The sequence below is a fragment of the Streptomyces sp. URMC 126 genome (assembly GCF_051386555.1).
Classification (GTDB): domain Bacteria; phylum Actinomycetota; class Actinomycetes; order Streptomycetales; family Streptomycetaceae; genus Streptomyces.
In genome coordinates this window covers 1-1,797 of the sequence record NZ_JBPQTX010000577.1, presented here as the reverse complement: position 1 = coordinate 1,797, position 1,797 = coordinate 1, and the positions used below count along the sequence as shown (strand labels likewise).

The window sequence follows — 1,797 nt, the reverse complement described above, 5'->3', positions numbered from 1 at the left end:
CGGTAGGAGCCGGGGGTCGGCAGGAGCGGCGGGGAGCCGGGAATTCCGGTCCCCCGGCCGTACGTTCCCCCTGTGCACCGTCCACCGCCGCCCTGGAGTCGTGATGCTCTTCCCCCACCTCCGCCACGACCACCGTCTGCCCACGGAGGAGGAGGCCCTCAAGGGCCGCCCCGAACCGGCCTTCCCCCTCTCCGGCCGCCACACCGTCCTCGGCAACCCGCTGGCCGGCCCCTACCCCGAGGGCCTGGCCGTCGCCGACTTCGGCCTGGGCTGTTTCTGGGGAGCCGAGCGCCGTTTCTGGCAGACGCCCGGCGTGTGGACGACCCTCGTCGGCTACCAGGGCGGCATCACGCCGAACCCGACGTACGACGAGGTCTGCAGCGGCCTGACCGGGCACACGGAGGCGGTCCGGGTGGTCTTCGACCCGGCCGCCGTCCCCTACGAGACGCTGCTCAAGGTCTTCTGGGAGTCCCACGACCCGACCCAGGGCTTCCGCCAGGGCAACGACCGCGGCACCCAGTACCGCTCCGCGGTCTACACCCACTCCTCCGCCCAGCAGCGGGCCGCCGAGGCCTCCCGCGACGCCTACCAGGCCGTCCTCCGCGCCTCCGGCCACGGCGACATCACCACCGAGATCGCCCCGGCCGGGCCCTTCTACTGGGCCGAGGAGTACCACCAGCAGTACCTCGACAAGAACCCGGGCGGATACTGCGGCATCGGCGGGACGGGCGTGAGCTGCCCGATCGGGGTCGCGCCCGCCGGGGAGTGACGCCGCCGGGCGTGCGCGCTCTGCAGGGGCGAGGCGCCGGCGGGCCGCGAACGCGGCCGGTCAGCGCGCTTCCGGGTCAGTCTCCGTAGAGGAGGATGCTCTGGAGGCCGGCGAGAACCGAGGCGGCCTGCGGGTCCCCCGCCGCGCCGCGGTCTTGGGCGCCGGACTCCGCTTCGAGCACCTGTCTCCCTCTCCGCGATCGTGACGGACCCGTTCTGCCCAGGTGTACCGACGAGCGCGGGGCACCGGCAGGCGTGGCGCCCGGCGTCCGGATGCGTGCCCCGGGGCGCGGCGCCGGGGTGACGCCCCGGAGCCCGTCCTCGCCCGTGCGGCCGGACGGCCGCCCGCCGCTTCGGCGGCCCGGTTCGGCGGTCCTCGCCGGTGGAGTGCCACGACCCGGGCAGTCCGGACCGTCGAACCGCACGGAGCCGCCGGGAGTCCCGGCAGGCGGTTCGGTCGGGGGGATTCCGCGAGCGTGACAGGCAGCCCCTATGGTCGTTTGATATGCCATGAAGGCAATCAGGCAGGTACTTGTCACCGTTGTTCTCGCCGGCGCGTCAGTCGTGTGCGCTCCGGCCATCGCCGGCGCGGCTGAGCCGGTACCGGCGCCGGTCGCTCCGGTGGTCGGGTCCGTGACCTCCGGTTTGTTCGGCGGAGCGTTCGGAGGCTACCCGGGCTTCTATCCGGGCCCCGGGGGTGCCATCCCCCTGGCCGACGTTCCCGCTGGTACGGCGATGGGCCCGGGGACGGCAGTGGCCCCGGGGAAGCAGGGGCTGCTCAACAAGCTCCTTTTCGGGGTCCTCTAGCCCGAAGGATCCGGTGACGCGGCGGCGGCCGCTGCGCCCGCCGGAAGGCCCGCGCTCCCTCTCACGCCCCTCACGCCCCCGCGAGCCGGTTCACCGCCGTGACCACCGGAGCCACGCCGTCCTCCTTGGCGAGACGCGCGGCCACATCCCGGGCGCGCGTCCGGTAACCGGGGTCGGCGGTCGCGCTGCGGAGGGCCTCGGCGAGGGCGGGGGCGGTGAGGC

General features: G+C 74.7%; 1 protein-coding gene. It reads left to right on the top strand.

Annotated elements, in window-relative coordinates:
- Nucleotides 1–103: 103 nt before the first annotated feature.
- Nucleotides 104–769 (top strand): peptide-methionine (S)-S-oxide reductase MsrA, encoded by a 666-nt coding sequence (gene msrA, locus ACSNOK_RS32840; protein ID WP_436784442.1) that lies wholly within the window; start codon nt 104–106, stop codon nt 767–769.
- Nucleotides 770–1,797 lie beyond the last annotated feature (1,028 nt).

Coding starts and splice junctions, on each gene's coding strand:
- msrA (WP_436784442.1), top strand. CDS start 104: ATGCTCTTCCCCCACCTCCGCCACGACCACCGTCTGCCCACGGAGGAG.